Raw genomic sequence first — 25,548 nt, 5'->3', positions numbered from 1 at the left:
AATAATTAAAATTTCAATTTTAACTTGTAAATCAACACAGAATCTCCGAAGCTTAGCTTACATACTTTTTTATCTTTTATTAAAGCAGCCCTGCGATTTTGTCAATAACTTCCTGTGGTAAAATTGTTCTCATAGCATCCTCATAACCTTCAACAATTTTGTTTCCATAAACAGAAGTCGGCAGTTTTGGATATTGATTTCGATCAGAAGTTAAAGCGTTTTCTAAACTTTGGTTGAAAGGCAAAAATCCAGCATACGGATGAGTAGCACCCCAAAGCGTAACTACTTTTACTCCCAGCATTGCGGCAATATGAGCATTTCCGGAATCCATTGAAAGCATGACATCCAGATTGCTTATTAATTGTAATTCCTGCTGAAATTTGATTTTCCCAGCCATATTGATTGCATTTTCAAAAGGCTCTGCAAGTGAATCTAAAATTTCGATTTCTTTCTTTCCACCACCAAAAAGTAAAATTTTGTACGTTGGATTTTCAGCCAGTTTTGCAATCACTTCCTGCATTAAATCTAAAGGATACACTTTAGAATCGTATTGAGCAAAAGGTGCAATTCCAATTAATTTTTGATTTTGATTTCCAATAATTTCTAGAATATCATAACTTAAAACTGCCTTTTCAGGAAATACTGTCCCGAGACTTCGGGAGGATAAATCCAGCGGAAAACCAAGTTCTGAAAACACTTTCGCATGTCTTTCGAACATGGTTGGCAATTGTTTGAAAATCTTATTTTCAGCTCTTGTCAGTTCTTTTTTTCCTTCACGTCCTTTATCAACTGTTGCTCTTTTTTTTCCGCTTAAAGCGAAAAGTAAACTCACAACCTTAGATCGCAAAACATTATGAAGATCTGCAAAAGCATCTATTTTCAGTTTCTTAACATCTGAAAATAATCTTAAAAGCCCCGGAAAACCTTTGTGTCTTTCCTTTTCATCAAAAGCAAAAAACTCCAAATTTGGAATTCCCTCAAAAAAAGGTTTAAAAAACGGACGTGAGATAACGGTTAATTTTACCTCCGGATATTGTTTTACAAAAGCACGTAAAACAGGAACCGTCATGGCGACATCTCCCATTGCGGATAGTCTCATGACGGCTATGTGTTTAATTTTGGCAGACAAGTTGTCCAAATTATTTTTTATTTTGATATAAAACCGGGTTCAGTTCATCATCGTTGTACATTTTCATTTGTTTGTACACTTTCATGAATTTATCTCCGTTTTCAATATCGGTCAGTAATTCTTCAATTGCAGTAGATAAATCGGTTCTCTGTTCTAAAAGAACGTTTAATTTTTCCTGGCATTTATCTCTGTGTTCCTGAGTGGCTTCGGCACGAGTGGCTTCCTCGTTCATGTGATAAATTTTCAACGCCAGAATAGACAATCTGTCGAATGCCCAGGCAGGGCTTTCAGAATTGATTTTTGCTCCGTCTTTTGCTTTTACATCACTGTATTTCTGCAAAAAGTAACTGTCAATATATTCTACCATATCCGTACGTTCCTGATTTGAAGCGTCAATTCTTCTTTTTAAGGTAAGAGCCGCCACAGGATCAATCTGCGGATCACGGATAATATCTTCAAAATGCCATTGAACAGTATCAATCCAGTTTTTTAGATATAATAAATGCTCAAATTTATCTTTTGGATATGGATTACTGATAGGCTGGTCAACATTATCAAACTGATGATAATCTTTAATGCTTTGTTCGAAAACCGAATATGCTAATTTTGAAAACATGTCTTTATTTTTTAGATATACAAAGATACTTTTTATACTTTTATGCTGCGAAGAAAAGAAATTATTTTTCGTTTCATCATTTTATTCGTAAATAAATTAAAAATTCATCATGAAAATTCATTATATCTCTGAAAACAATAGTGTTTTAAATCATTTTCTGGGACAGATCAGAAATGTGAATGTACAGCATGACAGTATGCGTTTTAGAAGAAATATAGAGCGCATTGGTGAAATTATGGCGTATGAATTAAGTAAGGCACTGCCTTATAAAAATATTGAAATTCAGACGCCTCTCGGGATTAAAAAAACGACCGAAATTGAAACAGATCTGGTTTTATGCCCTATTCTAAGAGCAGGTCTGCCACTCCATAACGGATTTTTAAATTATTTCGACCATGCCGAAAACAGTTTTGTTTCGGCCTGCAGACATCATCCGGATGGCGGCGATGCCTTTGAAATTTTAGTAGAGTATCAGGCTATTTCAAACCTGAACAATAAAACGGTTCTGCTGCTTGATCCTATGCTGGCTACAGGTCAATCGATTGTGGCCGTTCATAAAAAACTGATTGAAAATGCTGCTCCCTCAGAATTTCATATTGTAGTTGTTATTGCTGCTCCTGAAGGAATTTCACATCTGGAAAAAAACCTGCCCGATAATTGTCATTTATGGGTGGCTTCTTTAGACGAAAAACTTAATGAAAAAAATTATATTGTTCCGGGTCTTGGCGATGCCGGCGATCTTGCTTACGGCAGTAAATTATAACTGTGAGAAAAAAGTAAAGATGCTGCACAAAATCAATACATAAAATACAATTTCGTTGTTTAATTTTTGCTGCATATATTCAACATGACTTGCTGCCATTATAGATAGCGGTGCAATACTGAACAACAGAAGATCATTGCTTTTATCCGGAGAAACCAAATAAACCAATACGGCTATAAAAAAACAGGCTATAACTTTTTTATACGATGTATGTACAATCTGAGGCCTGTTTGACAAAGTCGTCAGCATTGAAAAAAGAAAAAATACAATAATCGCCGCATATATCGAAAGTGCTCCGTTTTCGTAATTATTTTTAAAATAATCTATTCTAAAATCAATTACAGCACGTTTTTGAAAAAATTCAACCGCATCGATATGGAAAATTAAAGATACCATCAAAAAGATTATCCCGACAGCCAAAAGCGCTATAAATGGTAAGACCCAGTTTCTGTAATCTCTGGAAACGTGAAAAATGATGGATATAAAAACAAGAATTAAAAAAAGAATACTCCAAAATTGAAATAAAGAAGCTACAAAAATCCAGAATGAAGCATCAAATATTTTTTCTTTGGAAGCTTTCAATGACTGCAGCGAAATGAGTCTTCGGAGTGCCAGTAACAGAAAAAAATTGGCATACACTACATTCGAATTATTGAATATTGTTGGAAAGAACAATAAAAAAAGTAAATAGAAAAATATCGTATAACCGTTGTCTTTACTAAGCCCGTTCTTTTTTACGATAAAATTTACCATGAAAAAAGAAGCAAAAATAAAACACAGCAGACTTACTTTTTGAAATATCGTAAAATAAGAATTTATCCAGGATGTTTCTCGGATTTGAAACATAAAGAAGAAAACCAGTATCAAAATTACAACCAGGGAATAATTTAATGGTGTAGATTTTTTAAAAACACTTGTTATCATAAGGATATTTTATACTTTTGTGACTGTAAATATAATACTTGTTTAAAAAGGAAACCAACAAGTTGAAGAAAGATTCTTCGTTCTGAATTTTACTTCAATGTGTTAAAACAATAATAATCTATAATTTAATAAAAATTATGAAAGCTTTTTTTGAAGGAATACAATACTTATTCGTTAACATTTTGTTTGCTCCTCTTGACTTTTTACGTCGTTTGGAATTAGTTACATGGTTTGGTGCAAACACTATCAACTGGATTTTTATGATTATCTGTTCTGCAGCAATCGTATATTGGATTAAACAATTACGTATTTTTGATGCTGCAGGAACTGAAAACCAAGATACAACGGCTCACTCTTTCTTAAAGTAAGTCGAAGCCGATATCCTTTCTAAAATACATCTTATCAAAGCTTAGTTTATCTATGTTTTGGTAAGATTTTTTTATGGCCTGTTGAAAATCATCTCCATAAGAGGTTACAGCAATTACACGTCCTCCATTAGTAACGACATTTTTACCGTCTAATTTTGTACCTGCATGAAAAACTATCGAATCTTCGATATTTTCTAAACCTGAAATAACTTTTCCTTTTTCAAAATCTTCAGGATATCCACCAGAAACGACCATTACAGTTGTAGCACTTCTTGGATCAACTTCCAGATTGAAATCTCCTAATTTCTGATCTGCAACAGATAAAAACAATTCTACTAAATCTGATTTTAATCTCGGAACCACAACTTCAGTTTCTGGATCTCCCATTCTTACGTTATATTCAATAACGATTGGTTCCCCTTTTACATTGATCAAACCAATAAATACAAAACCTTTATATTCGATTCCGTCTTTTTGAAAACCTTCAATTGTTGGTTTTACGATACGCGTTTCAATTTTTTCCATCAAAACTGCATCTACATAAGGAACTGGAGAAACTGCTCCCATTCCACCTGTATTTAATCCTGTGTCTCCTTCACCAATTCGTTTGTAATCTTTTGCCGTTGGAAGAATTTTATAGCTTTTTCCGTCAGTTAAAACGAAACAGCTTAATTCGATTCCGTCAAGGAATTCTTCAATAACTACTTTTGCGCTTGCTGTTCCAAATTTTGCGTGAATCAACATATTGCGTAATTCAGTTTTTGCTTCTTCAAGATCCTGAATAATCAAAACTCCTTTTCCAGCCGCTAATCCGTCTGCTTTTAAAACGTATGGTGGCTGTAAAGTTTCTAAGAATTTACATCCTTCTTCAACTGTTTCAGCAGTAAAACTGTCATAAGCCGCAGTTGGGATATTATGTTTCATCAGGAATTCTTTTGCGAATTCTTTACTTCCTTCTAATTGAGCACCCATTTTAGATGGACCAATTACCGGAATATGTTTTAAACTTTCGTCGTTTTTAAAATAATCGTAAATACCTTTTACCAATGGATCTTCAGGTCCTACAACTACTAAACTTATATTTTCTTTAAGAACTAAGGTTTTTACAGCTTCAAAATCTGTCGCAGAGATTGCAACGTTTTCAGCAATTGCAGCAGTCCCTGCGTTTCCGGGTACTACAAAAAGTTTTTCACAAAGCGGACTCTGTGTCATTTTCCATGCAAATGCATGCTCTCTTCCGCCTGATCCCAATAATAAAATTGTCATGGTGTTGTTGTATTTAGTTGTGGTGCAAAAATACTTGCTTTTGAACGTAAAAAATAATTAAATCTTTAAAAAGTTGTTGGTTCTATACTCTTAGTAATTCCTAAACGTTATTTTTGACGAAAATTATTCTGAAAAATGATTCACCTATTTGATCTTTCTCTTCAATTAAATGGTTTTCCGATAAAGAAAGCTAAAACCGAACTGGATAAAATTGTTCATTTTTCTGAAGAAGAATACGCTTCGTTTCTTGAAAACAAAAAGAAAGAAATTGTTGATTTTCATCTTAAAAACAATTCCTTTTACAAGGAATTAGTTGGGAATTCTGATGTTGAAAATTGGAATAACCTTCCTATTTTAAACAAACAAAATCTTCAAAAAACCCTTGAAGAAAGGCTTTCAAAAGGCTATTCCAAAAAAAGTGTTTACCTCAACAAAACTTCCGGATCAAGCGGAACTCCTTTTGTTTTTGCCAAAGATAAATACTCGCATGCTCTGACATGGGCATCTAACATTATGCGATTTGGCTGGTTTGGGATTGATTTTAATCATTCGTATCAGGCTCGTTTTTACGGAATTCCTATGGATTTTATTGGATATCAAAAAGAGCGTTTCAAGGATTTCCTGACACATCGTTTTCGTTTTCCGGTTTTCGATTTATCTAATCAGATTTTAGAAAAATTTCTCAGGAAATTCAAAACTAAAAAATTCGATTATATAAACGGCTACACCAGCTCTATTGTATTATTCGCTAAATATTTAGAACAAAAAAATATCATATTAAATAAAATATGTCCCTCTTTAAAAGCTTGTTTTGTTACTTCTGAAATGCTTTTTGAAACCGATAAAAAACTCTTAGAAAAACAATTCGGAGTTCCGATCATAAGTGAATATGGAGCATCCGAACTGGATTTGATTGCCTTTGAAAATCCGAAGGGAGAATGGCAGGTAAATGCTGAAACTATTTTTGTAGAGATTTTAGACGAAAATAATAATCCTGTTCCACATGGAACAGAGGGCAAAATTGTGATTACTTCACTATTCAACAAAGCAAATCCTTTTATACGATATGAAATTGGTGATATTGGAATTCTCGATGAAAAAAGCACTCTTCAAAAACCAATTCTGAAAAAACTAATTGGAAGAACTAATGATGTAGCTGTTTTACCAAGCGGCAAAAAGTCTCCGGGATTAACGTTCTATTACATAACCAAAAGTATCATTGAAGACGATGGAAACGTAAAAGAATTCATCATCAAACAAACTAAAACTGATACTTTTGAAATTGAATATACTGCTGAAAAAGAATTAATTTCAGAACAAATTCAAAAAATAAAAGAGGCTGTCAATTTATATCTGGAGCCTGATTTAAACTTCACTTTTACCCGAAAAACAGTTTTAGAAAGAACCAATCGGGGCAAATTAAAACAGTTTAAATCTTATTTGTAATATAAATAAAATCTTACATTTGTTTTTTTAATTAAAAACTTATGAACGATCAATCTTTACCTTCAGAAGAAATAATTTCTAACAAAATATATTTTATCCGCGGCCAAAAAGTGATGCTGGATCGAGATTTGGCATTACTTTATGGAATAGAAACTAAAGTACTTAAACAATCTGTTAAAAGAAATCTATCTAGATTTCCTGAAGATTTCATGTTTGAACTTACTAAAATAGAGTCTGATTCTTCAAGGTCACAAATTGTGACCTTGAAGAATGGACGAGGTTCAAACTTAAAATACCTCCCTTATGCCTTTACTGAACATGGCATACTTATGCTTTCAAGTATTTTAAAAAGCGACAAAGCCATTCAGACCAATATTCAAATTATGAGGATTTTCACGAAAGTGAGACAATTGCTTTTGGACACAACAGAGATGAAAATTGATATCCTAAAAATTCAAAAGAAATTAGAAAATCACGATAAAAATATTGAACTGGTTTTTTCTTATTTAGATGAGTTGACTGAAAAGAAAGAAAATGAGACTGAAAGGGTGAAGATTGGCTATAAAAAATAGATTCCCCTTAAGAGAGCGAATTGTGACCTTAAAAAATGTTTTAAACTTTCTTTATGTATTTTGGTTTTACAACCAATTGCGTAAACAAAAACCGCATCATCAGTAAGGCCGCAAACACAAAATTATATCCGTGGAATTCTCTGTAAACGCCGAAATTGTGTTTTATCAATTTAAATTTTGAAGAAGAAACAGAATTTTTTCTAATTCTGTAAAAAGCTAAAGATTCCGTAACTGGTTTTGCAATTTTAATTTGTTTTAAAATAGTAAGCCATATTCTCCAGTCTTGTCTTTTTTGAGACGTTTCCATGATAATTTTTCCAAAATAATCAGCGTCATAAATGGCAGTCAAATTACCTACATAGTTGCAAAAAAACAATTGCTTATAAGTCAACGGATTTGGTGATTCAACTTTTCTGTTTAAATTATTTCCATCTTCATCAATAGAATCATAAAAACTAAAAGTGAAGTATAAATTATTTGCTTTTAAAAACTGAATTTGCTTTTCTAATTTATCAGGAAACCATAAATCATCAGCGTCTAAATAGGCAATGTATTTTCCTGCTGCTTTTTCCAAAGCCACGTTTCTGGCAAAACCATTTCCACGATTTTCCGGTAATTTACAAAGCTTTATGCGGTTGTCTTTTTCAACAAATTGCTCAATTATAATAGCTGTGTTATCTGTAGAACCATCATCAACCAGAATCATTTCCCAGTTGTGATACGTCTGATTTTGAACAGATTCTATTGTTGCTCTAATGAACTTTTCAGTATTATAGGTTGGTGTTAAAATAGATACTAAATCGCTCATTAGAGATATTATTATTTTTCAGAATTAGGTATTTTATTATTTTATATAATTCGAAAAATCTTTGTGTTCTTCTTTTGCCAGTTCTTCAGGAGATAATGATTTAAAATACTCATACGTAATTTTCATTCCTTCCGCACGGCTTACTTTTGCTTCCCAGCCCAGCAATTCTTTGGCTTTTGTAGTATCCGGCTGACGCTGCATAGGATCGTTTACCGGTAAGGGATGGTAAACTACTTTTTGATTCGTTCCTGTTAGTTTTATAATTTCTTCTGCAAAATCCTTAATTGTAATTTCGTCCGGATTTCCAATGTTTACCGGATATATATAATCTGAATGAAGTAATCTGTAAATGCCTTCTACCTGATCATCTACAAAACAAAAAGAACGGGTCTGCATTCCGTCACCAAAAATCGTTAAATCTTCTCCACGTAAAGCCTGACCAATAAAAGCAGGAATCACACGACCGTCGTTTAATCGCATTCTTGGTCCATAGGTATTAAAAATACGTACAATTCTCGTTTCTACACCGTGAAATGTGTGATAAGCCATCGTTATAGATTCCTGAAAACGTTTGGCTTCGTCATATACACCTCTTGGCCCTATTGTATTTACATTTCCATAATATTCTTCTGTCTGCGGATGAACCAGAGGATCTCCATATACTTCCGAAGTTGAAGCAATTAAAATTCTGGCTTTTTTAACTCTCGCCAGACCTAATAAATTATGAGTTCCAAGTGAACCCACTTTTAAAGTCTGAATTGGAATTTTCAGATAATCTATCGGACTAGCCGGTGAAGCAAAATGTAGAATATAATCTAAATCACCTGGAATATGTACAAATTTCGTTATGTCATGATGGTAAAACTCGAAGTTTTCCAGTTTGAATAAATGCTCAATATTTTTAAGATCTCCGGTAATCAGATTATCCATTCCTATAACAAAATATCCTTCCTTTATAAATCGGTCACACAAATGTGAACCTAAAAATCCTGCTGCGCCGGTTATGAGTATTCTTTTCATGGTAAATTTTAATTGTAATTTGATTTTAAAAATCAAAAAATTTGGCACAAATATCTGCCTTTTAAATTAGATTTAAAACTATAAAATAAAAGAACTTTTATGATTACAGATTACAATTAGTATGAATTTATCTATTTTTACGACGAATTAAATCCACGGTTTTGAAAGTTGTACATATTATTGAAGCTCTTGGCGGAGGCGTTTATACTTATTTTAGAGATTTATCGACTTTCTTTGGAAATGATGAAATAAATAAAAAAACAGAAACCACTATCATTTACAGTGGTAATCGTAAAGAAATTGATCCCCATAAAATAAAATCAGAATTTTCAGCCGGCGTAAAACTGATTGAAATTAATATGGTTAGGGATTTTTCTCCTTTACAGGATTTAAAATCAGTTATACAATTAACAAAACAGCTCCGGAAAATAAATCCGGACGTTATACACCTTCATTCTTCCAAAGCGGGAGTTCTGGGTCGTATCGCTTCTTTTTTCTTATTCAAAAAAAAGAAGCTTTATTATACCCCGCATGGTTATTCTTTTTTAAGGACCGATATTTCAAAACCAGTCCAAAAACTATATAAAATCATTGAACAGAGCTTTCAAACTTTATTTGGCGGAATTACAATAGCCTGTGGTGACACAGAATTTGAAATCGCCAAAAAAATAGGAAAATCAGCATTAGTCCGAAACGGAATTGATGTTGAAAATGTCAGAGAATCTGCCTCAGAAAATAAAAATGAAAAACTTACCATAGGGATTTCGGGCAGGATTACATGTCAAAAAAATCCTGAAGTTTTCAATAAAATAGCCTTAGAATTTCCTGATTTTAATTTTATCTGGGTCGGCGATGGCGAATTAAATGCTTTAATTACGGCTCCAAACATAAAAATTACAGGCTGGATCTTTGATCCTAAATTAGTTTTAAAAGAATTAAACAATATTGATGTTTATCTGCAGACTTCGTTGTGGGAAGGCCTGCCAATTGCCATTTTGGAAGCAATGGCTTTACAAAAACCCGTCATTGCCAGTAAAGTAATTGGTAATAAAGATATTGTATTACACGGTAAAACAGGCTTTTTGTATGATGATATTAGTGAATTAAAAGATTACTTTGAGAAACTGAAAGATCCTGAAACCCGATCTGTCTTTGGAGAAAACGCATTAGCTCATTGTCAAAATTCGTTTCACAAAAACAAAAATTTTAAGCAGTTATTAAATCTGTACAAAAACTGATTTTTCTCTGCAGCCAGTAACTTCCAAAAACTGAAAACCAAAATCCGCTAAAGGCAATTCCGTCAAAACGCAGTAAAAAGTCGTCTACCAGATTTGAAGTGAAGAAAATTACAAAAAAAGAAAGTATTATCCCGTTTTTGAGATTATAGCCCAGAAAACCTATTGTAAACATATAGATCGCTGCGACGATTGGTCCAAGTATTCCGAATTTTAATAAAAAATCCAGAAACTGATTGTGTGTCGGAAATTCATATTTAGCCAAAAACTTCTGATTGGTTTCTTTATAATACTTATTTAATTCCGGTTTTCCATCTGAAGCCCCTACTCCAAAAGGCAGATTTTTGAGTGACAATTCCCAGGCCGATTTCCAGATCGAAACCCTTGTTACCAGTGAATTAAAAACTTTAATTTCCGGATGGTCAATCTCGTCCAGTTTCCCCACTTTATCCATATAAGCAAAACTTACCGTTGAATATTTTTCTTTCATATAAGGATCCTTCTTAACAAAGAGAAATAATATACCTGACAATACAATCATAATAGTCAGGCTCATTATTACAAGTTTTTTTACATTAATCCTTGATTTCACTTCGAAGAATAATATAATTACCAATCCGATCAGAATATTGACTAATGCGAGTCTGGTATTGATAAAAAGAACAAAGAAAAATGAAAGAAGGAATGTAATGATCCAGATAATCTTTATACCCAAACTTTCACCTTCATGAAAACTGTAAAAAATAAAATAAAAGGCGCTTACAGATACGAAAGCCAAATGCATGTTTAATGCCGGAGCATGAATCCCCACACTACTAGCAAACTGATACCCCATTTCCCATAAATGAATTCCGTTTAAGTACTTATTCATTAAATCAGGGTATAAAAAATTAAATCGCAAAAAGAAAAAAAGCAATACTAAAATTGTTATAATAATATATGTCTGAACAAGTTCTAAAAATTTTATACGTTGAAAATTACCTATGATAAATAACGGAAAAATAACCAATGAGGTACTTTTTTCAATGGCCTTTAATCCTTTTGAAAAGGATTCATTATTCCAAAACATAAACAGTTCTAATAAAACCGGAGATGCGATACAGCAAATTAAAATCCAGGATGTTTTCGAGAACTTTAATTTTCTAAAAAAAAATAAATTAAATACCGCAAATAAAATGATTAATAGGGAGCACGGTTTTCTGAAAATCATTGCTGATGCAATTAAACACAAAAAAACATGAAATATTTTATTGAATTTTTTCTCTGAAATGTTCATAGTATAATGCAAAATAAATTAGTGGAAAAATACCTGTTTTATGTCTAATTGCCGATCCTAAATCAGGTTCAAAAACACCCTGAAGAATAAAAAAGGAAAACAATATAAATAAAACAAAAAGTTCATACTGATATTTTACCTTGTCTTTTAAACATTTAGAAAACCGTACTAATAAAATATAAAATAATAAAAGCTGCCAAATTATAAATACTATGATCTGTGGAGTAAATAAATGTTTTAATCCGTTTAATGGAATATTTACTGCAAAAAAACCATAAAAAACAGCTGTCATTTCACCATACCAGGTATCTGGTCTAATAGGTGAAGTAATCATGGAATTAGCATCTGCAGAACCTATACGTTCTTTATTAACCACTTCACGGCTCATTTCTGAAAAATACTTTCCTTTTACTATACCGTAACTCAGAGACAGAAAAAAAGCAATTAATAATCCGTAAAAAATTGTGGTTATCGTTTTGTTTTTAAAACTTATAAAACTTACCAGATACATTCCACCGCTGATAATTGAAATCAAAGCAAAATAAGGACGATACAATGCTCCAAAAATGGTAAAGAAAAGAATTGATAAAAATATTGTTTTTTTTAAAGAATACCTTTTATTTCTGCACAATAAAACAATAGGTGTTACGCACAAAAAGGTAATAAATTCTTTTGATGGCATAGATATAAAAATCGCCATCATAAAAATCGCTAAATACACTAACAAATTCCTGATGTTTATTTTTTCAAAAGTTTCCGGAATTCCAATTTTATATAAAATATAAATCAGGACAGGAAATTGTATTAATGCAATTAATGGAAACGGTAAATAACGTAAACCCGTAATTTTATAAAATAAAATTGTTAACGGATAACTTCCTAAGTACCCTATTTCACTGTACTTATCATATATTATAATAGCTGAATCATAAAAAAATTTAGGAGGCAAAACAAAAAAAGCCAACAAAGCAACAACTAAATTAGCTATTGCAATAAGCAAAAATGCAGCTGTACTTTTTTTGATTAAAGTTTGCATAATAAAATGGGATTATCGTGACGCCCTGTATTTTTTAGATAATAATGTTTTTATTCTGTATATATTTAAAAAGAATATTAAAGCTTTAAAAGGAAGAAATTTGTAAAAATTCATAACCTTGTCCACTTTTATATTTCGGCCTCTTTTAAGCAAATATTTCCAAAAAATTAAATCGTTCCATACTTGTTTTTGCATTTGTGCAGATAAAACGTAAAAATCTTTTAAAATTACAACATAGCTGCAAGCCCAAAAATTTTCTATCGCCTGATTTAATTTTTTAGAATTTGTCATTTTTTTCATTAAACCATTTTTTACCATTATATAAACATCACTTATGTTTTTTTCGGTAACGGTTGTTGTAATAGAACCTTTTCTGGCTTGGCGATATATATAAAATGACTTAGAATAAATATTGAAAGTCTTTATAAAATACATTAATTTTCCTGTCCATTCAATGTCTTCCGATTTTCTTCCTATTGTAAAAAACAATTCATTATCTGTCAAAATCGTTCTCCTAATCACTTTATCCCAGGCAGATGCTGCGTATAAATCATAATAAACAAGATTTAATGCTTCTTCTTCAAAACTTCCTTTCGTGTTTTTTAAAAATCTCTGATTGTATTTACAGTTTACATCTTTATCAGAAAAAAAACGGCTTTCTTCATGAAGAATCAAATCAGGATTTGATTCTTTAATTAGATTATTAAGATTCAATAATGTGTTACTTCCATCCCAATAATCATCACTATCAGAAAAAATAATATAATCTCCTTTTGCTGCTTTTAATCCTGTATTTCGTGCATCAGATAATCCGCCATTTTCCTTATTAATCAATAAAACCTGCTGATGTTTCTGCTGATATTTTTTACATATTCCCAGAGATGAATCCGTAGAGCCGTCATTTACCAAAATAAGTTCAAAATTAGTATAACTCTGCTCACAAATACTATCGAGACATTGTTCTAAATAATCTTCAACATTGTAAACAGGAACAATAATACTAAAAAAAACGAATTCGGACGATGTACTTAATTCTTTCATCTTAATGTAGAAAAATGCTTATTTTATCTTTTTTGTAAATAATTATTGCTGAAGTAAAATTCCAGAAAAAAGAACTTAAAAAATAGGCCGCTGCAGCACCATTCATTCCGTAAACAGGAATTAAAAACCTATTTAAAACAAAATTAAGTAATACCGCCGTAATTAAAATAATTTGAAAAATATGCTGCCTGCCTGTCATATTCAAATAAACCGGAGCTGAACCAAACAAGGAACAAATTCCCTGTCCGATAATTAAAATTAGAAAAGCTTCCCGGGCTGCTGTATATTGAGGCCCGAAAAAAGACAGTACATGGTCTGAAAAAACACTTATTAAAACAATCACAGGAAATGTAATACAGAAAATAAGACGGGAACTATTCCTTAATGTTTTCTTTAATTCCTGTACATTCTGACTGGAAAAAAGTTCTGCAATTTTGGCTGAAACGGTAATGTTTACCGTGAGAATAATTACTGAAACTATCGTCATTATTTTAACTCCAACCGAATAAAAAGCAACGGTTTCATCGTTTCGGTATTTCTTTAGAAACATGATGTCAAAACACATCAATAAAAACAGAGCCATTCCACTGATTGCTATAGGAAATGATTTTTTAAAAATCTCTCCGGTGTTAAAAATCTCTTTGGATAAGACTTTAACATTTTTTCTAAAATAAAAGAAAACAAAAATCGAAGAAAACAACGCTAAAAAAACAAAACCAATCACAAAAATATCAACCAGATATGTTTCTTTATGCCAGTAAAATAAAACAACAGAACCTATTATCAATGGAATATATTTGATAATATTCCGAAACAATTCGGCCGTATATAATCTGTCCAAGGCTCTGAAAACTTCAATGTTCAAAAGTGATAAACTATGAAAAAACAATACTGCAGTACCTTTTAAAAGAATCGTATATACCTCATCATCCTGAAAATAATGATTTATTCTATCTTTATCAATACATAGTATAATAATCAATACCAAAACCGAAGTTAAAAAAAGCATGCCTGCCATTTTAAGATAGATTTTTTTTAACTGTCCCTGTGCGTTCTGACTTGCCAAACGTCCTTTAAAATAAAGTATCGACTGGTCAAAACCTAAAAGGCAGATACTCCCGGCGGCTAATAAAAAGGAACGTACGAAATCATATTGGCCTACAATTTTCGGGCTATAATTTTTGGTTAAAAAAACGGTGAAACCAAACAACATCAAAACTCCAAATATCCTTAAAAACAAGGTACTGAAACTTTGTTTTAAAAAAGAATTTTTTGAGATTCTCTGAATAATTTTATTAACCATCAAATCAATATTATTTAACCTGAGATTTCAAAAGCTGTTTACGATAAAACTTTTGGAACAGATGAATCAAAACAAACAGAAAAAGGAAAAATACGGGAAAAAATAACTTAAAATTTCCATTTGTAATTTTTGTGTTATTGATATTAAGAGTAGCATTAATGTCTTTTACGGCTTTATCGTAATTAACCAGTTTTAGTTTGTTTTTTCCCTGATCAATAATTAAATACTGTTTTGTTTTAATAATATCGTTTAACTGCGTATTCTCATTGTAATACACTAGCTTATCATTTTTAGCCCCGTTTTTTACCGAACCCGAAAAACCATTTAAAACCTGATCAATCTGAGAAATAATAGTATCATTTTGAACAATCTGCTGTTCCAGATTTTTATAGCCTATTTTTTGAAGTGCATTAAAATATTCCGAACTGTTTAAATATTTCAACAGTGGCTCAGCAATGTCTTTTTCTGAAGTTATTTTATTGGTTACAAAAGAAATAGTATGAAAAGTATAATTCTTGCTGGTTACATTATCTTCTAAAACCTTTTTTACCTCTCCTACCTCAGCCATTAATTTTATCAGTTCAAAATTCTGCTCTTTGTCTTCGATAAACTTGTAAACATCGACAACTGGTTTGATTTCAATTTTCTTAATCAGTTTTGGGTTTGGGATTCCCACTACCTGTTTCAGGAAAACGGTATCTCCGGAAATAATTTTAGATTCAATCAGCTCTATTTTAGAATATAAATAATCAACACTGCCAAAATTAGGCGTTACAATAACCTGATTTTGAAAAGATTTCTTACTGGAATCCAAAAACCATCCTAATCCAAACCCCAAAATGACTAAGATCAGTACGATTATCCAGTTTCTGATAAAAAACCGGATCGATCGAAAAAGGGCTGCATTTATTCTGTCAAAAAAACTGCCTATAGTTTTTGAAAGCTGAAAAATATCAATCTCCTGCTGTGTATTATTATTTGGTACTGGTGTACTCATTTTTAGCGCTTATTTGATATTAAAGATCTGTTCCAAAATTTTAATCGTAATCAGGTAAGTCGGCTTTACACCTGTTGTTCCTAATCCGCCTGATGCTAATGTACTTCCGGTTTCCAGAGGATTATCTGAAGCATAATAAGCATACCTCACTTTGATATCCTGCGGTACACTTTTCCGGATTTTTGATGCCGACTGGATGGCTTTCTGGTAATAAGATCCTTCCATTTCAAGACCAATTACGCCCCAGGTCGATTCGTGGAAAAATTTCAATAAATCCCTGTTTTGTAGCGATGTTCCTAAAACAGTAACCATGGCACCTTCATAAATATCTATGTCATTTCCTTCAAACATAGCACCTGTAAGCTCATTTTCAAAGAAATAATTATCCGCCGTCCCTTCGTTAATGTGTGCTGACGGAATCATAATATCTCCTTTTCCACCTTCCAGAATTCCGGCCTTACCCATAATCGAAACCGATTTTACATTCAGCAACGTTTCTTTTTTATAAGGTTTCAAAAGTTCATCGATGGTTTCATAAGCCTGTTCTCCAAAAGCATAATCCATGACGATGATAACCGGTTTTTCTTCGCCCACATTCGCATGTGAAAATGCAGTTTTCGACCAGTCAATTTTAGCAGTATCAAAAATCTGAACATCGATATTGGTTCCTGAACAATCCGGAAGCGAAATCATTCCGCTTTTCAGAGCCAGCTCTTCTACCTGACTTCTGATTTCTTTGGAACCTGAATTACTTAACTCTTCGTAAATAAAGAAATCGCTTTTTCCTTTGTATTTTGAAGTTAATAAAGGAGTTGCAAAAATAGAATTCATTACACTGTGCATATTGGCACTTATTACATGAATCGGTCTTTTCAGCAGGTTATTTGTTTTTAAAACTTCCTTAATATTTGTTGCCCAGATTTCTCCGTGAATATGATGTCCTAAACGCTCACGTAAAACCGGACTAAAAGTAATCGTACGTTTATTGTTTTCTACAATTTCTTCGATAGCTAATTTCCCTAACCAATAAATCACGTGCAGAAAACGATCCGGGGCATTTTCAGAACCAAAAGCATCGTAAATATCCAACACCTCTTCAAAGGTTCTGCCCAGAATATTGGCTGCATGCGAAATCGCTTTTTCCTTTTCAGTCAAGGGAAGTTTTTTGGTCTGCATAACCGCCTGCTCCAGTTTCTGCCAGTCGCGCGAAACCTCTCCTCCGTCATCAATTAAAACCCTGTTTTTAATTTTATGAGATTCAATGAAAATAAAAGTCAAATGAGTCAGAATATCATAAATATCCGAACGACCGCGAGTGATTTCAACGTTCATTTGTTCTTCGTCAATTCGGTAGCAGTTTCTTCTTCTTTTTGGAGGAACAATTGCCTGAAAATGTGATTTAGAATATCCTTCGTCTGAAGTTAAATTGATAAAACGGCATTGCTCAATTCCAATTGGCAGACGTTCTATAACGTACAAAAGTCCGTTTAATTCTACTTTTTCCTCGGCAATATTTCCATAGATTTCCGGGCGTAATGCTAGTAATGATTCGCGTAAGCTGTCGCCGGAAACTCCCATTGGTTTATAAAAACCACGGTTGAATAAATGGCGCATGGTAATGTACATTTTTTCTATCGCTGCAGATGATTCCTGCGCTCTCGATCTTGATATATGTTTGGTTTCTTTCATGTATTTTTTATTTTAAAATCTTCTTTAAAGAAAATTTTTATCAAAATATAATTCTTTTATAATCTATCATTTAAGGTGATTTTCAATGTCCATCATTTGGTGCAAAACTCTAATAATTTCTATTTCGTTTTGTTTGATGTTTATTTTATAAAATATTAAATGGGACTTTACTTTGGTTCTAAAATAACCTTTTCTGATATGGCTGAAATCTTTTCCTGAATTAGGTTTTAAACATAAATATTCTATTTCATCCAATATCAACTTTAAGTATCTGTCTGCTTGTTCTACAGACCAGGTATCAAAAGTATAAAGCCAAATTTTTTCTAAATCATAAGATGCTTCTATACTAATCTTATAATTCATTTTTTAATATGTTTTTCGTGAAGGTTTTTTATAAAAGATTCACCATCAAAATCTTTTACAAATCCAGATTTTTCTCCTTTTGTTAATTCTTTTATTAACTCTTCACTTTTAGTTTGTTCTTGTTCAAACATTCTCAATGCGGCTCGAATGACTTCGCTTGCAGATGCAAATCGACCTGTTTTTACTTGCGAATTAATAAAATTATCAAAATAATCTCCTAATAATATTGATGTATTCTTTGCCATAATCTTTAAATTTTTATCAAATATACCAATAATTGGTATGCTTTCAAAATTGCCTTTTTAATTTAAAATTTATTTAATATCAAGATTTTAGACTGTTGCTTTTTACCTTAAATTATCCGCAATATCCCTGTTATTTGACAATCTCGGAATCTTATTCTGTCCGCCCAGTTTTCCCTGTGATTTCATATACTCCTTAAATCCGTTTTTCGACACTTTGGTTACAACCACTTTTCTTAAAACATTTCCGGTAATTAAATCATCGTAATAAATGTTTTGTTTTCGCATCGAGTCATCAATTGCTTCAGCAAAAACATCCATATTTTCCGGTTCTTTTTCAAATTCTATCAGCCATTCATGATACGGTAATCCACTGGCTGGTGTTATTTGAGGTGCCACGGTAAATTCATTTATTACAATACCAGTTCCTGCTGTTGCTTCTTTCATCGCATTCTCCACTTCGTTCGCAATCACATGCTCTCCAAAAGCCGAAATATAATGTTTAATTCGTCCTGAAACTATAACACGATAAGGCGCCAGAGAAGTAAACTGAACAGTATCGCCAATATTATAGCCCCAAAGCCCGGCATTAGTAGAAACAATCAAAGCATAGTTAACACCCAGCTCAACTTCGCCAATAGTGTATCGTTTTGGTCCCGAGCCGTCGGGATCGGTAAAAAATTCATCCGCTTTAATGAATTCATAGAAAATCCCGGAATTCAGCAGTAAAAGCATTCCCTTTTCTTTTTGCGAATCCTGATAGGCAAAAAAACCTTCAGAAGCCGGAAACAATTCAATACTGTCCACTTTCTTTCCCATCATTTGCTCAAACCTGGCGCGATATGGTTCATAATTAACCCCTCCGTAAATAAACAAATTGAAGTTTTTAAATATCTCGCTGATCTTTTTCCCACCGCTTTTTTCCTGTAAACGTTCAAAATACATCTGTACCCAGGACGGAATTCCCGAAATTACAGCCATATTTTCCTTTATGGTTTCGTCAACAATTGCATTTACTTTTGTGTCCCAGTCCTCAATACAATTGGTTTCCCACGAAGGCATTCTGTTTTTCTGCAGGTATTTTGGAACAAAATGCGCCACAATTCCCGAAAGCCTTCCAAATTTAATCCCGTGTTTTTCCGTCAGAATAGGGCTTCCCTGTAAAAAAATCATTTTGCCATCCACAAAATCAGCCTTTCCGGTTTCATGAATATAGTGCAGAATAGCGTTACGTGCCGCAGTAATGTGAAATGGCATTGATTCTTTGGTAAGCGGAATATATTTGGCTCCGGAAGTAGTTCCCGATGTTTTGGCAAAATAAATGGGTTTTCCTTTCCAGAGAATATCTGCTTCTCCTGTTTTTACTTTTTCAATATAACTTTTCAGATCTTCATAATCCCGAATCGGCACATTCTTTTGAAAATCTTCAAATGTTTTTATCTTCTCGAAAAAGTGCTCTTTTCCAAATTGTGTTTCTCTGGCATTTTGAATCAGATTTTTAAAAACCTTTAATTGTGTTTCAACCGGTTTTTCAGACCAGGAAAGGGTTTGCTTATATATTTTACGGGCAAATAGTTTTGCCGCAACAGACTTAATCGACATTTTTAGTGGTATTATTTTTTGTCACTTTTCTTTTTCTTGGCCTCAGCCGGCTCTTTCTCCATTTTGGCTGTTTCCTCCCTGAGTTTAATTTCTTCTTCAGATGCTTTCATATTTACGTCTGAAGGTTCATCGGTTTCAGCCATAATAGAATCTTTATTAAATTTTGCATACTCCAGTTCACCGTTTAAAACTTTCTGAATCCCTTTAATATAAGCTTCATTTTTTCGAAGCGCTGTCTCTAAAGAATCTGATTTTATCGCCAGTTCGGTTGCATTTCTTTTTAATTCAGTTGAAGAATAACCCGGAATAAATTCCCGCAGAGGAGTAAAAGCAATTATAAAAGTAGTAACCAAAATCAGAAATATACCTCCTAAAGTAAAAACTACAAAAACATTCATTAAGGTAAGCCGGAATGAAAAGATCTCTTCAAAAGTATCTTCGTTCAAAATTACCAGTCGGTTTTTAATAAATAATTTTTTCCTGAAGTTCCTTTTTTTCTTAGCCATTTGGGTTCTTTATTACGAGCAAATATAATAATTAATCGTTTTGTTAATAACCTTAAAAAACGACGAAATTTAGTAATCTGCTGATTTTATAAAATATTTAACGCTGTCTAAAACAAATATTTTAAACGAAAAAGCCTTGTTGTTCGTATATTCTATATACCTTTGCGGTAAATTTTAAAATCAATTTGCTTCGGCATTAAATATAATAGTCATGGGAAGATTAGGTCTTACAGAAATCCTTGTTATCGTAGGTATTGTGATATTACTTTTTGGAGGTAAAAAAATTCCAGAATTAATGAAAGGTTTAGGAAGTGGAATTAAGGAATTTAAAAACGCTGCTAAAGACGATCAACCTGCTGCTAAAAAACAAGAGGAAGAAACTAAATAGTAACCTTCAACTTATCAGGAATCCCGGATTACATTTTACAAAATGTAATCCGGGATTTTTTTTATATCTAAAAAATCTTACTTTTAGAGTCCCAAATTTTACGATATGAAAAACTTACTTTTCGTGGCGGCTTTTCTGTTTATTGCAGAAAGTCAGTCACAAACACAGCCTTTTCCTGCGAATAAAACGTATGAAAACGGTCTTATGGCTTCTGTAAAAAACAGTCAGGACGCCCAAAACAATTACAATACCTGGAAAACCAATTTTGTAGAAGCCTGCTCAAACGGAAGATACAGGGTTAAATTTGATGCTTCCTGGGAAACTGTTTCAGAAGGAGTAGCTTACGGAATGCTGCTTTCTGCTTATATGGCAGATAAAGCTCTTTTTGACGGACTGTGGCTCTATTACAAAGACAATGTAAACGGAAATGGTGTCATGAACTGGAAAATTAACGGCTGCTCCGGAACTATTGGTTTTAATGGTGCTGCCGATGCTGAACTGGATGCTGCTTTTGCCCTTATTGTTGCCGATTATCAATGGGCCAGTAACGGAACCATTAATTACAAAAACGATGCAGCTGCTTTAATTACAGCCATCAAAAACTATGAAGTTGAAGCTAATACGTATGTTTTAAAACCCGGCGATCAATTTGGCGGAAGTTCGATTACCAACATATCCTACTTCTCACCTGCTTACTACCGTGTTTTTGGCGTATTTACAAATGATACCGCTTTCTGGAATCAGGTTGCTGCAAAAGCCTATACGATTATCAACAACAATTTAACACAAAATAATGCTGCAGGCGGATTAGTATCTGACTGGTGCGAAGCTTCCGGAGCTTATTCTTCTCAGGCCGGAGGATATAACAAAGGCGGAAAAACCTATAGTTATGATGCCGCCAGAACACCCTGGCGAATCGCTGTTGATTATGTTTGGTATGGAAATGCCGAAGCTAAAACCTATGTCAAAAAATCATCTGATTTTGTTCGGGTTAATTTAGGCGGATCTGCTAATATTAAAGACGGTTATAATCAGGACGGGTCTTTAAGCGGACAATGGCACAATGCTACGTTTACAGGTGCCTTTGCCTGTGCGGCCATGGGAGGTGAAAATCAGGCGCATTTAGATGCTTCTTATACCGATTTAAACAACCTGAATGAACCTAACAGTTATTTTAATCACACTCTTAAAACATTGTATTCCTTTTTATTAACCGGTAATTTTTACCTGCCTCCAACAGCTGCATTATCCAATGATACTTTTACTATTGAAAAATCTACAGTTACGCTTTTCCCAAATCCGAGCGCTGATCGAATTACAGTTAAAGCACCTCAGCAATCAACTATTTCAGTAATTTCTCCTTCAGGAAATCTCATTTATCAACTGAAAACAAATTCTGAAAACACCGAAATAAATCTGGCTAATCAGTCATCAGGAATCTATTTAATAAAAATATCCAGTGATGATTTTAAAAGCATAACCAAAAAAGTGATTTTAAAATAATCTTAATATAGAAACTCCCAAACTACAATTGTAATTTGGGAGTTTTTTTATTCCGGTTTTGGAATTTGGAATTTCAATATTGAAATTTATATTAAAGTATCATTGTTAACTGAATTCTCTTTCTATCCTCATCAACCTCAGTCACTTTCACATCAACATGCTGGTGAAGTTTTACCACTTCGTTTACATCGCTTACAAATCCAGCTTTTAACTGTGAAATATGTACTAAACCGCTTTCTTTGATTCCGATATCAACAAAACAGCCAAAATTGGTAATGTTATTCACAATCCCGGGAAGAATCATTCCGGTTTTCAGATCTTTGATTGATTTTACATTCGCATCAAATTCAAAAACCTTAGCCGACTTTCTTGGATCCAATCCAGGCTTTTCAAGCTCTTTTATGATGTCTTTCAGCGTCAATAATCCAATTTCCGGTGTTACATACTTTTCGGGCTTAATAAGCGCTGTTTTTTCTTTGTTTGCAATTAAGTCATTCAAAGAAATATTCAAATCCTTCGCCATTTTTTCCACAACCGGATAAGCCTCCGGGTGTACTGCCGAATTATCCAGCGGGTTCTTGGCATTTGTGATTCTAATAAACGCCGCTCCCTGCTGATACGCTTTATCTCCTAAACGAGGCACTTTTTTCAGCTGTTTTCTATCTTCAAAAGGGCCGTTTTCAGAACGGTATTGTACGATGTTTTCCGCCAGCTTCTCTCCTATTCCACTCACATAACTCAATAAATGTTTACTTGCTGTGTTAATGTTAATTCCAACAGAGTTTACGCAGCGAATTACCGTACTGTCTAATTCTTCTTTTAATTTCGTCTGATCAACATCGTGCTGATATTGTCCTACTCCAATTGCTTTTGGATCGATTTTTACCAGCTCGGCCAAAGGATCCGAAAGCCGTCTTCCGATAGAAACTGAACCACGAACGGTTACATCGTAATTTGGAAATTCTTCACGCGCAATTTTCGATGCCGAATAAACTGAAGCTCCTGCCTCAGAAACCACAAAAACCTGAACCGGCTTATCAAATGCTATTTTTTTTATAAAAAATTCCGTTTCTCTTGAAGCCGTTCCGTTTCCAATAGAAATCGCATCAATTTGATACGCATTTACCATCGAACGTACTTTTTTTATAGCCATTGATTCCTCATTTTGAGGTGCGTGAGGATAAATAGTTTCATTGTATAATAAATCCCCCTTTTCGTCCAGACAGACTAGTTTACAACCGCTTCTGAATCCCGGGTCTATAGCCAGAATACGTTTTTCTCCCAAAGGAGGAGCTAGTAATAACTGCCCTAAATTGTTAGCAAAAACCTGGATCGAATTGGCATCGGCTTTGGCTTTGGCTTCCTGCAAAGTTTCATTTCCAATTGCAGGATTTAATAATCGTTTATAACTGTCTTCAATTGCCAGCTGTAAATGCGAAGTTGAATTATTTTGTTTTTTAATGATGATTTCGTCAATAATATCATAAGCATCATCAATATCAACATCAATTTTCATTTTGATAAAACCTTCGTTTTCTGCACGTAACATTGCCAATAAACGGTGTGCAGGAGCTTTTGTTAAAGGTTCTTCCCAATCAAAATACTGATTGAATTTTTGTGCACCTTCTTCTTCTGCTTTCTTTTTCACCACTTTTGTAGCAATAGTTGCTTTACGCTGAAATAATCTTCTAAGCTGTTTACGAACATAGATATTTTCGTTGATCCATTCGGCAACAATATCTCTTGCACCCTGAATGGCCGCTTCTTCATTAATAACATTTTCATTCAAATATTGCGTCGAAATAAAATCAAAATCAACGTCACTTTCAGACATTATTAATTTTGCCAAAGGCTCTAATCCAAATTCACGGGCAACATCGGCTTTTGTTTTTTTCTTCTTTTTGTATGGAAGATAAAAATCCTCTATTTCCTGTAAATCAAAACTGTCCTCAATTTTTTTCTTCAAATCTGGCGTAAGCGCTTTTTGCTCTTCAATAGATTTTAAAACCGCTTCTTTACGTTTAATCAACGTATCGTATTCTTTCTGCAGTTTCGCAATCTGCTCAATTACAGTTTCATCAAGGTTTCCGGTTGCGTCTTTTCGGTATCGCGAAATAAACGGAATCGTACAATCTTCTTCTAATAATTTTACTGTGTTTTGAATACTGACTGCGGGCGCCTGAACAGACTTGGCAATGAATTGAATATTAGTCATACTGTTTAATGAAATGATTTTCTTACTTAAAAATGATATAATTTACTTGTTAAAGCATTTCTGCAAATCATAAATCATTCGGCTAAAATAATATCTTTGTTTTAAATTTTAAGCCTATGGAAGTTTTATTACTATATTTTTTATTTATAAACATTATTGTTTTTATTTTCGCCGGATATGACAAATCTCAAGCCCGAAAAAATAACCGACGAATTCCTGAAAAAACCTTTTTTATCATGGCTTTAACCGGTGGATCACCAGGGTTATTAACAGCAATGTTATTATTTAGACATAAAACGAGTAAAACTTCTTTTATTGTAAAGTTCGCTGTGATTTTAGCAATTCAGACTGCATTTATAATTACCCTTTTGAATTATAAAAAGTAGATATTAACATTGTTGATAACTCAAAAAAAAACAATTTTAAATTGAATTAAAACACTGAATTGTAATTATTTAAATAAAAAACCGGACAAATTTAAAAAATCGGCCCGGTGTGTTTATGAATAGGTGCGAAGCACCGAATTTTTTTTTGACTTTTTATGCGCAGGCAATTTTGTTCACTCTGTTTTGGTGTCTTCCACCTTCAAAAGCTGTATTCAGGAATGTTTCAACAATTTCAACCGCTTGTGGAATAGAAGTAAACCTTGCCGGAATACTCACAATGTTTGCATCGTTGTGTAAACGCGTTAAATATGCAATTTCTTTAGTCCAGCATAAGCCAGCTCTCACTTTAGGATGTTTATTAACAGTCATCGCGATTCCGTTCCCACTTCCGCAGATTACAATTCCAAAATCGGCTTTTCCTTCAGATACATCATTGGCAACCGGATGACCAAAATCAGGATAATCAACAGAAGCATCTGTATCTGTACCGTAATTCGTTACCTCATAACCTTTTGCTTCAAGCATGGCAACAATTGCTTTTTTATATTCTGGTCCTGCGTGGTCGTTTCCTATCGAAATTTTCATTTTTTCTATACTATTAAGTTGTGTTATGCAAATTTACTCAATTAATAAATGGCCGCCGCGAATTACGCTAATTTTCACAAATTTTTTTCTTTTTAAATACTATATAAACATTCTGATATAAATTCGTGTACATTCGTTCAATTCGCGGCAAAACACTTCATTTTACAACTATCTTAAAGTCAAAACCTTATCAGTTATTAACAATTTTGATAACTCTGTAACTAGCTCATAATCAATAAAAAATAAACAGAATTTTTGTTAAAATTTTG

General features: G+C 33.0%; 26 protein-coding genes. 8 read left to right on the top strand and 18 right to left on the bottom strand.

The genetic code is table 11. From position 1 onward, the window contains the following. Positions 1-79: 79 nt before the first annotated feature. Together ACODST_RS23960 and ACODST_RS23955 are read right to left on the bottom strand one after the other, a co-directional pair. On the bottom strand, positions 80-1,099 hold the full coding sequence (locus tag ACODST_RS23960) for a glycosyltransferase family 9 protein (RefSeq protein ID WP_488934618.1): 1,020 nt from the start codon (positions 1,097-1,099) through the stop codon (positions 80-82). 40 nt (positions 1,100-1,139) lie between these two features. Further along, positions 1,140-1,745, bottom strand: coding sequence for a DUF4254 domain-containing protein (locus ACODST_RS23955; RefSeq protein ID WP_488934617.1), 606 nt, complete (start codon positions 1,743-1,745; stop codon positions 1,140-1,142). A 109-nt stretch (positions 1,746-1,854) separates the two neighbouring features. Here ACODST_RS23955 and upp point away from each other — a divergent pair, with 109 nt between their 5' ends. After that, positions 1,855-2,508 (top strand): uracil phosphoribosyltransferase, encoded by a 654-nt coding sequence (upp, locus tag ACODST_RS23950; RefSeq protein WP_488934616.1) that lies wholly within the window; start codon positions 1,855-1,857, stop codon positions 2,506-2,508. Here upp and ACODST_RS23945 read toward each other — a convergent pair. Next, positions 2,503-3,432 (bottom strand): DUF6427 family protein, encoded by a 930-nt coding sequence (locus tag ACODST_RS23945; RefSeq protein WP_488934615.1) that lies wholly within the window; start codon positions 3,430-3,432, stop codon positions 2,503-2,505. The genes upp and ACODST_RS23945 overlap by 6 nt on opposite strands. Before the next feature lie 137 nt (positions 3,433-3,569). Between ACODST_RS23945 and ACODST_RS23940 the strand changes: the two genes are divergently transcribed. Then, the gene (locus ACODST_RS23940) at positions 3,570-3,800 is read left to right on the top strand and encodes a DUF6341 family protein (protein WP_057121847.1); all 231 of its coding nucleotides are present in this window, start codon (positions 3,570-3,572) and stop codon (positions 3,798-3,800) included. Here ACODST_RS23940 and purD read toward each other — a convergent pair. After that, a complete protein-coding gene (purD, locus tag ACODST_RS23935) occupies positions 3,792-5,066 on the bottom strand; it encodes a phosphoribosylamine--glycine ligase (RefSeq protein WP_488934614.1) in 1,275 nt (424 codons plus the stop codon). The two genes, ACODST_RS23940 and purD, sit on opposite strands and share 9 nt — an antisense overlap. A 135-nt stretch (positions 5,067-5,201) precedes the next feature. Between purD and ACODST_RS23930 the strand changes: the two genes are divergently transcribed. Together ACODST_RS23930 and ACODST_RS23925 are read left to right on the top strand one after the other, a co-directional pair. After that, complete coding sequence (locus ACODST_RS23930) at positions 5,202-6,512, top strand: phenylacetate--CoA ligase family protein (protein WP_488934613.1); 1,311 nt, start codon at positions 5,202-5,204, stop codon at positions 6,510-6,512. A 41-nt stretch (positions 6,513-6,553) separates the two neighbouring features. Continuing rightward, positions 6,554-7,084, top strand: coding sequence for an ORF6N domain-containing protein (locus ACODST_RS23925; RefSeq protein WP_488934612.1), 531 nt, complete (start codon positions 6,554-6,556; stop codon positions 7,082-7,084). A 40-nt stretch (positions 7,085-7,124) separates the two neighbouring features. On the opposite strand, the gene ACODST_RS23920 is transcribed toward ACODST_RS23925, so the two are convergent. Together ACODST_RS23920 and ACODST_RS23915 are read right to left on the bottom strand one after the other, a co-directional pair. Further along, on the bottom strand, positions 7,125-7,892 hold the full coding sequence (locus ACODST_RS23920; protein ID WP_488934611.1) for a glycosyltransferase family 2 protein: 768 nt from the start codon (positions 7,890-7,892) through the stop codon (positions 7,125-7,127). Positions 7,893-7,928: 36 nt separating this feature from the next. Then, positions 7,929-8,912, bottom strand: coding sequence for a UDP-glucuronic acid decarboxylase family protein (locus tag ACODST_RS23915; RefSeq protein WP_488934610.1), 984 nt, complete (start codon positions 8,910-8,912; stop codon positions 7,929-7,931). 161 nt (positions 8,913-9,073) lie between these two features. Here ACODST_RS23915 and ACODST_RS23910 point away from each other — a divergent pair, with 161 nt between their 5' ends. Next, positions 9,074-10,150 carry a glycosyltransferase gene (locus ACODST_RS23910; protein WP_488934609.1) on the top strand — a complete coding sequence of 359 codons (1,077 nt, stop codon included), beginning with the start codon at positions 9,074-9,076 and terminating at the stop codon, positions 10,148-10,150. Here ACODST_RS23910 and ACODST_RS23905 read toward each other — a convergent pair. From ACODST_RS23905 to ACODST_RS23860, 10 genes are all read right to left on the bottom strand, one after another. After that, positions 10,119-11,018, bottom strand: coding sequence for an O-antigen ligase family protein (locus ACODST_RS23905; protein ID WP_488934608.1), 900 nt, complete (start codon positions 11,016-11,018; stop codon positions 10,119-10,121). The two genes, ACODST_RS23910 and ACODST_RS23905, sit on opposite strands and share 32 nt — an antisense overlap. A gap of 376 nt (positions 11,019-11,394) precedes the next feature. Beyond that, positions 11,395-12,459: a hypothetical protein gene (locus ACODST_RS23900; protein ID WP_488934607.1), complete on the bottom strand. Its 1,065-nt coding sequence runs from the start codon at positions 12,457-12,459 to the stop codon at positions 11,395-11,397. A gap of 12 nt (positions 12,460-12,471) precedes the next feature. Continuing rightward, entirely contained in the window at positions 12,472-13,500 is a 1,029-nt protein-coding gene (locus tag ACODST_RS23895) for a glycosyltransferase family 2 protein (protein ID WP_488934606.1), read from the bottom strand. A 1-nt stretch (position 13,501) separates the two neighbouring features. Next, a complete protein-coding gene (locus ACODST_RS23890) occupies positions 13,502-14,803 on the bottom strand; it encodes an MATE family efflux transporter (protein ID WP_488934605.1) in 1,302 nt (433 codons plus the stop codon). A 10-nt stretch (positions 14,804-14,813) separates the two neighbouring features. Then, positions 14,814-15,800: a hypothetical protein gene (locus ACODST_RS23885; protein ID WP_488934604.1), complete on the bottom strand. Its 987-nt coding sequence runs from the start codon at positions 15,798-15,800 to the stop codon at positions 14,814-14,816. A 9-nt stretch (positions 15,801-15,809) separates the two neighbouring features. After that, a complete protein-coding gene (locus ACODST_RS23880) occupies positions 15,810-17,489 on the bottom strand; it encodes a DUF6909 family protein (protein ID WP_488934603.1) in 1,680 nt (559 codons plus the stop codon). Between the two features lie 66 nt (positions 17,490-17,555). Next, a complete protein-coding gene (locus ACODST_RS23875; RefSeq protein ID WP_488934602.1) occupies positions 17,556-17,852 on the bottom strand; it encodes a type II toxin-antitoxin system RelE/ParE family toxin in 297 nt (98 codons plus the stop codon). Beyond that, a complete protein-coding gene (locus ACODST_RS23870; protein ID WP_488934601.1) occupies positions 17,849-18,097 on the bottom strand; it encodes a type II toxin-antitoxin system ParD family antitoxin in 249 nt (82 codons plus the stop codon). Before ACODST_RS23870 ends, ACODST_RS23875 begins: the two co-directional genes overlap by 4 nt. Positions 18,098-18,199: 102 nt before the next feature. Then, positions 18,200-19,696, bottom strand: a complete 1,497-nt coding sequence (locus ACODST_RS23865; RefSeq protein ID WP_488934600.1) for a GH3 auxin-responsive promoter family protein — start codon at positions 19,694-19,696, stop codon at positions 18,200-18,202. 11 nt (positions 19,697-19,707) lie between these two features. After that, positions 19,708-20,202: a peptidase gene (locus ACODST_RS23860; protein WP_488934599.1), complete on the bottom strand. Its 495-nt coding sequence runs from the start codon at positions 20,200-20,202 to the stop codon at positions 19,708-19,710. A 211-nt stretch (positions 20,203-20,413) separates the two neighbouring features. On the opposite strand from ACODST_RS23860, the gene ACODST_RS23855 reads away from it, so the two are divergent. Beyond that, positions 20,414-20,590 (top strand): Sec-independent protein translocase subunit TatA/TatB, encoded by a 177-nt coding sequence (locus ACODST_RS23855; RefSeq protein ID WP_057115473.1) that lies wholly within the window; start codon positions 20,414-20,416, stop codon positions 20,588-20,590. Positions 20,591-20,695: 105 nt separating this feature from the next. Next, positions 20,696-22,093, top strand: coding sequence for a glycosyl hydrolase family 8 (locus tag ACODST_RS23850; protein WP_488934598.1), 1,398 nt, complete (start codon positions 20,696-20,698; stop codon positions 22,091-22,093). Between the two features lie 91 nt (positions 22,094-22,184). Here ACODST_RS23850 and ACODST_RS23845 read toward each other — a convergent pair whose 3' ends face one another. Beyond that, positions 22,185-24,308 (bottom strand): Tex family protein, encoded by a 2,124-nt coding sequence (locus ACODST_RS23845; RefSeq protein ID WP_488934597.1) that lies wholly within the window; start codon positions 24,306-24,308, stop codon positions 22,185-22,187. 116 nt (positions 24,309-24,424) lie between these two features. Here ACODST_RS23845 and ACODST_RS23840 point away from each other — a divergent pair, with 116 nt between their 5' ends. Then, entirely contained in the window at positions 24,425-24,694 is a 270-nt protein-coding gene (locus ACODST_RS23840) for a DUF1294 domain-containing protein (RefSeq protein WP_488934596.1), read from the top strand. A gap of 153 nt (positions 24,695-24,847) precedes the next feature. Here the strand turns inward: ACODST_RS23840 and rpiB are convergent, their stop codons facing one another. Continuing rightward, the gene (gene rpiB / locus ACODST_RS23835) at positions 24,848-25,279 is read right to left on the bottom strand and encodes a ribose 5-phosphate isomerase B (RefSeq protein ID WP_488934595.1); all 432 of its coding nucleotides are present in this window, start codon (positions 25,277-25,279) and stop codon (positions 24,848-24,850) included. Positions 25,280-25,548 lie beyond the last annotated feature (269 nt).

The sequence above is a fragment of the Flavobacterium sp. FG19 genome, from assembly GCF_057809475.1.
The sequence above is the reverse complement of the archived record's forward strand: the minus strand, read 5'-3'. Positions and strand labels throughout refer to the sequence as shown.

Excerpts from the sequence above, each read along its gene's own strand:
- ACODST_RS23925 (WP_488934612.1), top strand. The coding sequence starts at position 6,554 with ATGAACGATCAATCTTTACCTTCAGAAGAAATAATTTCTAACAAAATA.
- ACODST_RS23865 (WP_488934600.1), bottom strand. The coding sequence starts at position 19,696 with ATGTCGATTAAGTCTGTTGCGGCAAAACTATTTGCCCGTAAAATATAT.
- ACODST_RS23840 (WP_488934596.1), top strand. The coding sequence starts at position 24,425 with ATGGAAGTTTTATTACTATATTTTTTATTTATAAACATTATTGTTTTT.
- ACODST_RS23930 (WP_488934613.1), top strand. The coding sequence starts at position 5,202 with ATGATTCACCTATTTGATCTTTCTCTTCAATTAAATGGTTTTCCGATA.
- ACODST_RS23920 (WP_488934611.1), bottom strand. The coding sequence starts at position 7,892 with ATGAGCGATTTAGTATCTATTTTAACACCAACCTATAATACTGAAAAG.
- ACODST_RS23895 (WP_488934606.1), bottom strand. The coding sequence starts at position 13,500 with ATGAAAGAATTAAGTACATCGTCCGAATTCGTTTTTTTTAGTATTATT.
- ACODST_RS23960 (WP_488934618.1), bottom strand. The coding sequence starts at position 1,099 with ATGAGACTATCCGCAATGGGAGATGTCGCCATGACGGTTCCTGTTTTA.
- ACODST_RS23905 (WP_488934608.1), bottom strand. The coding sequence starts at position 11,018 with ATGAATAAGTACTTAAACGGAATTCATTTATGGGAAATGGGGTATCAG.
- ACODST_RS23900 (WP_488934607.1), bottom strand. The coding sequence starts at position 12,459 with ATGCAAACTTTAATCAAAAAAAGTACAGCTGCATTTTTGCTTATTGCA.
- ACODST_RS23885 (WP_488934604.1), bottom strand. The coding sequence starts at position 15,800 with ATGAGTACACCAGTACCAAATAATAATACACAGCAGGAGATTGATATT.
- ACODST_RS23955 (WP_488934617.1), bottom strand. The coding sequence starts at position 1,745 with ATGTTTTCAAAATTAGCATATTCGGTTTTCGAACAAAGCATTAAAGAT.
- ACODST_RS23940 (WP_057121847.1), top strand. The coding sequence starts at position 3,570 with ATGAAAGCTTTTTTTGAAGGAATACAATACTTATTCGTTAACATTTTG.
- ACODST_RS23860 (WP_488934599.1), bottom strand. The coding sequence starts at position 20,202 with ATGGCTAAGAAAAAAAGGAACTTCAGGAAAAAATTATTTATTAAAAAC.
- ACODST_RS23890 (WP_488934605.1), bottom strand. The coding sequence starts at position 14,803 with ATGGTTAATAAAATTATTCAGAGAATCTCAAAAAATTCTTTTTTAAAA.
- rpiB (WP_488934595.1), bottom strand. The coding sequence starts at position 25,279 with ATGAAAATTTCGATAGGAAACGACCACGCAGGACCAGAATATAAAAAA.
- ACODST_RS23855 (WP_057115473.1), top strand. The coding sequence starts at position 20,414 with ATGGGAAGATTAGGTCTTACAGAAATCCTTGTTATCGTAGGTATTGTG.
- ACODST_RS23880 (WP_488934603.1), bottom strand. The coding sequence starts at position 17,489 with ATGAAAGAAACCAAACATATATCAAGATCGAGAGCGCAGGAATCATCT.
- upp (WP_488934616.1), top strand. The coding sequence starts at position 1,855 with ATGAAAATTCATTATATCTCTGAAAACAATAGTGTTTTAAATCATTTT.
- ACODST_RS23870 (WP_488934601.1), bottom strand. The coding sequence starts at position 18,097 with ATGGCAAAGAATACATCAATATTATTAGGAGATTATTTTGATAATTTT.
- ACODST_RS23915 (WP_488934610.1), bottom strand. The coding sequence starts at position 8,912 with ATGAAAAGAATACTCATAACCGGCGCAGCAGGATTTTTAGGTTCACAT.
- ACODST_RS23945 (WP_488934615.1), bottom strand. The coding sequence starts at position 3,432 with ATGATAACAAGTGTTTTTAAAAAATCTACACCATTAAATTATTCCCTG.
- purD (WP_488934614.1), bottom strand. The coding sequence starts at position 5,066 with ATGACAATTTTATTATTGGGATCAGGCGGAAGAGAGCATGCATTTGCA.
- ACODST_RS23845 (WP_488934597.1), bottom strand. The coding sequence starts at position 24,308 with ATGACTAATATTCAATTCATTGCCAAGTCTGTTCAGGCGCCCGCAGTC.
- ACODST_RS23875 (WP_488934602.1), bottom strand. The coding sequence starts at position 17,852 with ATGAATTATAAGATTAGTATAGAAGCATCTTATGATTTAGAAAAAATT.
- ACODST_RS23850 (WP_488934598.1), top strand. The coding sequence starts at position 20,696 with ATGAAAAACTTACTTTTCGTGGCGGCTTTTCTGTTTATTGCAGAAAGT.